General features: G+C 78.1%; 4 protein-coding genes. 2 read left to right on the top strand and 2 right to left on the bottom strand.

Features of this window, described 5'->3' with window-relative positions; genetic code table 11:
* A partial coding sequence (locus tag PYV61_RS22820; protein ID WP_275836021.1) for a helix-turn-helix domain-containing protein occupies nucleotides 1-627 on the top strand: 627 nt, incomplete at its 5' end.
* A 108-nt stretch (nucleotides 628-735) separates the two neighbouring features.
* Here PYV61_RS22820 and PYV61_RS22815 read toward each other — a convergent pair.
* A complete protein-coding gene (locus tag PYV61_RS22815) occupies nucleotides 736-1236 on the bottom strand; it encodes a hypothetical protein (protein ID WP_275836019.1) in 501 nt (166 codons plus the stop codon).
* A 45-nt stretch (nucleotides 1237-1281) separates the two neighbouring features.
* Nucleotides 1282-1944: a hypothetical protein gene (locus PYV61_RS22810; RefSeq protein WP_275836017.1), complete on the bottom strand. Its 663-nt coding sequence runs from the start codon at nucleotides 1942-1944 to the stop codon at nucleotides 1282-1284.
* A 374-nt stretch (nucleotides 1945-2318) separates the two neighbouring features.
* Here PYV61_RS22810 and PYV61_RS22805 point away from each other — a divergent pair, with 374 nt between their 5' ends.
* Nucleotides 2319-2897: a lectin gene (locus tag PYV61_RS22805; RefSeq protein WP_345785282.1), complete on the top strand. Its 579-nt coding sequence runs from the start codon at nucleotides 2319-2321 to the stop codon at nucleotides 2895-2897.
* The last annotated feature ends 462 nt before the right edge of the window (nucleotides 2898-3359 follow it).

The raw sequence follows: 3359 nt of genomic DNA, 5'->3' as shown, positions 1-3359 counted from the left end.
CTGCGCTGGCTCGCCGCCGCCGCGGCCGCGCGCGCGTCGCTCCCGGTGCTCGCGCTCCTCGGCGCGCCCGCGGGGCCGGCGCTGCACCAGCTAGTCGCGCGCCCGCGCCGCTTCGCCTGCGTCGACGTCGTGCTCGGCCGCGAGACGCCGGCCCGCGCGCTCGCCGGCGGGCTGGAGGAGGCGCTGCGCCACGCCGGCGACGGCGGGGTCCTCCCGGCGCTGGAGTCGCGCTGGCCGCTCGACCCGCTGCTCGCCGCGCTCGCGCGCGCGGCGTACGCCGCGGCCGACGGCGGCGCCTGGCCGACCACCGAGGCGCTGCTGCGCGCGGCCGGGATCGGGCGCGGCACCTTCGTGCGCCACGCCGCCGCCGCGGGCTTCCGGCCGCCGCTCCGTTTCGTGCAGCTGCTGCGCGTGCTCGGCGCGGCCTCGGCGATCCGCGGCGGGGCCACCGCCGTCGCCGCGGCGGCGCGCTTCGGCTACGGCTCCCCCGACACGCTGCGGCAGCACTTCGCGGCGGTCGCCGGCCTCACCCCGCGCGACGCCCGCCACCTCGACGCGGCCGCCCTCGTGGCGCGCGCGCGCGACCATGCGGCGGTGCATGGAGTGCCGCGTCGTCGGCCCCCCTGATCGCGCCTGGGCGGACCGAGACGTCGCATCTGGGAATCGGATGAGACGGATCAGCACGGATCCGTCTCATCCGATTTCCTTCTTAGTGGTCAAGGGCTGCCGGTCACATCACGGGCGACGCTCGCCCTCCGTCCGGAGCGTCAGCACGGAGTCGGCGCCGCGCCCCGAGTAGCGCGCCGTGGTGCGGCCGACCAGGCGATCGCCCTCCATGCGCAGGACGTTGTGCGTGCTGACCTGCCGCCCGGCGCGGCGCACGCTGGCGTACGGCCCCGCCTCGAGCACCATGCTGTCCCCGGCGACCGACACGACGCGCACGGGGACCGGCGGCCGGTCGCCGAAGGTGAACGACCACCCGGTGGAGTCGGCGGTCGCGGTCAGCGTGTAGTGCGTCACGGCGGTGTCGGCCCCGGCGTCGGGGATCGCGCGCATCTCCCACCGCCCCGCCAGGCGGGCCAGCGCGAGGGGCGCGGCGGGGGGCGACGCCATCGCGCCGGCCGCGGAGTCGGGGGTGGTGCCGACGGCGGCCGCCGAGTCGGCGACGCGCCGGTCCTGCGGGGCACAGCCGGCCAGCGCCGCCAGCGCCAGCAGGCACGGGAAGCACGGTCGCATGGGCTCCTCCGGGTGTGGGACGTTCGACGTGATGGGACGGGGGTCCTACTGCGGCGCGCGCTTGGGGGCGCGCGCCGACGGCGCGGCGGCCGAGGGGATCGGGATCATCACGTGGGCATACGGCGTCCCCTTCCACATCACCCACGGCCCGCCGTTCTTCGGGTCCGACGGCAGCGCCTCGATCGCCGCGCGGTCGGGGCTCACCAGCATCACGTGCGGCCCCGACACCACCCAGTCGTTGTCGGCGGTGCGCGCGGTGGCGAACGGGTCGGAGTTGCTGACCCCCGCGTCGCCCTGGAGCATGTAGGCGAACCCCAGCCGGGTGACGGTGGGCGCCGCGCGCGCGGCCCACGCCTTCACCACCTGCTGCCACTCCGCGTCGAGGCACATCGGGTCGCGCCCCGCGGCGGCGGCGAACACCGCGGGGGTGGTCGGGTGGCACACCCACCCGTTGGTGCCGGGGCGGAGCTCGCGCATGCTCGCCCCCTCGGCCATCGGCCAGTCGACCACGGCGGCCTGCGCGGCGACCGAGGCCGGCGCGGCGGCGAGGGCGTCCTGGATCTTCTGCGGGGCGGTCCGCAGCGGCGCGCCGCGGTCGGCGACCGGGCGTGCGGCGGGGGCGGGCGTCGGGTGCTGCGCGTCGAGCGCGCGCGGGAGCGCCAGGGCGACCGACAGCCCCGCCAGGTACGGCCAGGCACGTCGCGTCATGCGCACCTCCGGGAACGGGGAGGCACGGCGGCGGCGTCGCGGGCAGCCGGCGCGGCCGCCGGCGGGGATCGTGCGTGCCCCAATACTGCGCGCGCCGGCCGCCGAGGCAACGTCGACCGTACGGACGGCGGGGCCGGCCGCGGGCGCGGCGGCGCGGTACGCGCGATGCGCGCGATGCGCGCGGGCGGTGCGCCGCATAACTTCGCGCCCGTCCGCTCCGCTCCCCGCCACCCCGGAGGTCCGAGATGCCGTCTGGTCGCCTCGCCGCGCTCGCGCTCACCACCCTCGCCGCCGCGTGCGCCGCGGCCTCGACCTCGCAGGGCGGCGCCACCGACGCCGGCGCGGGCGCCGCCGCCGACGCCGGGCAGTCGGCGATGACCTTCTTCGTCACCAGCGCGGGGCCGGGGAACGGCGCCAACCTCGGCGGGCTGGCGGGCGCCGACGCGCACTGCCAGACCCTCGCGCGCGCCGCCGGCGCCGGGAACCGCACCTGGCGCGCGTACCTGAGCGCGAGCGCCGCCGACGGGCAGCCGGCCGTCAACGCGCGCGACCGCATCGGCGCCGGGCCGTGGCACAACGCGCGCGGCGTGCGCGTGGCCGCGAACGTGGCCGACCTGCACGGCGAGTCGAACGGGCTCGGGAAGCAGGGGACGCTCACGGAGCGCGGCGACACGGTGACGGGGCGCGGCGACACGCCGAACCGACACGACATCCTCACCGGCTCGAACCCCGACGGCACGGCGTTCCCCGCCGACACCGCCGACCACACCTGCCGCAACTGGACGAGCGGCGCCGACGGCGCCGGCAGCGCGCAGGTCGGCCACCACGACAAGCAGGGCGGCGGGCAGCGCCCCAACTCGTGGAACTCGGCGCACGGCTCGCGCGGGTGCAGCCAGGCCAATCTGCGCGGGACCGGCGGGGACGGGCTGTTCTACTGCTTCGCGATGAGGTGAAGGGCCGGGAACGGCGAGGTCGGGAACGGCGAAGTCGAGAACTGCGAACGCGGGAGGGGCGAACTCGGGAACGGCGAGCTCGCCCCTCCGCGTTCGCGGTACCCGTGTTCGCGCTACCCGACTTCGCAGTCCCCGACTTCGCGGTACCCGAGATCGCAGTCCCCGACCTCGCCCCATCCGCCCCCGGTGATCCCCCGGTGACCGCGAGGTGAGCGGCCGGGAGCAGAGTGTCGGCGCGTCCACGAGACGCGTTGCCACCTCCTCCCCCCGACTCCCATGCCTCGCTCCCCGAGGATCCCGACCTGCCCACCGCCGCGACGCCCGCGTGGCGCGGCCGTGGCGCGGTGCGCGCTCATCGTTCTCTCCGCCGCCGCCTGCGCCGACGAGGCGCCGGACCGCCCGATCACCGGCCCGCGCGCCGCCGCGTCGGCGGCGGTCGCCGCGTCGCCCGTCGCGGAGACC

It is taken from the genome of Roseisolibacter sp. H3M3-2 (assembly GCF_029211165.1).
GTDB lineage: Bacteria > Gemmatimonadota > Gemmatimonadetes > Gemmatimonadales > Gemmatimonadaceae > Roseisolibacter.
This window is presented reverse-complemented; position numbering and strand designations above follow the sequence as displayed.

Excerpts from the sequence above, each read along its gene's own strand:
- PYV61_RS22805 (WP_345785282.1), top strand. The coding sequence starts at position 2,319 with ATGACCTTCTTCGTCACCAGCGCGGGGCCGGGGAACGGCGCCAACCTC.
- PYV61_RS22815 (WP_275836019.1), bottom strand. The coding sequence starts at position 1,236 with ATGCGACCGTGCTTCCCGTGCCTGCTGGCGCTGGCGGCGCTGGCCGGC.
- PYV61_RS22810 (WP_275836017.1), bottom strand. The coding sequence starts at position 1,944 with ATGACGCGACGTGCCTGGCCGTACCTGGCGGGGCTGTCGGTCGCCCTG.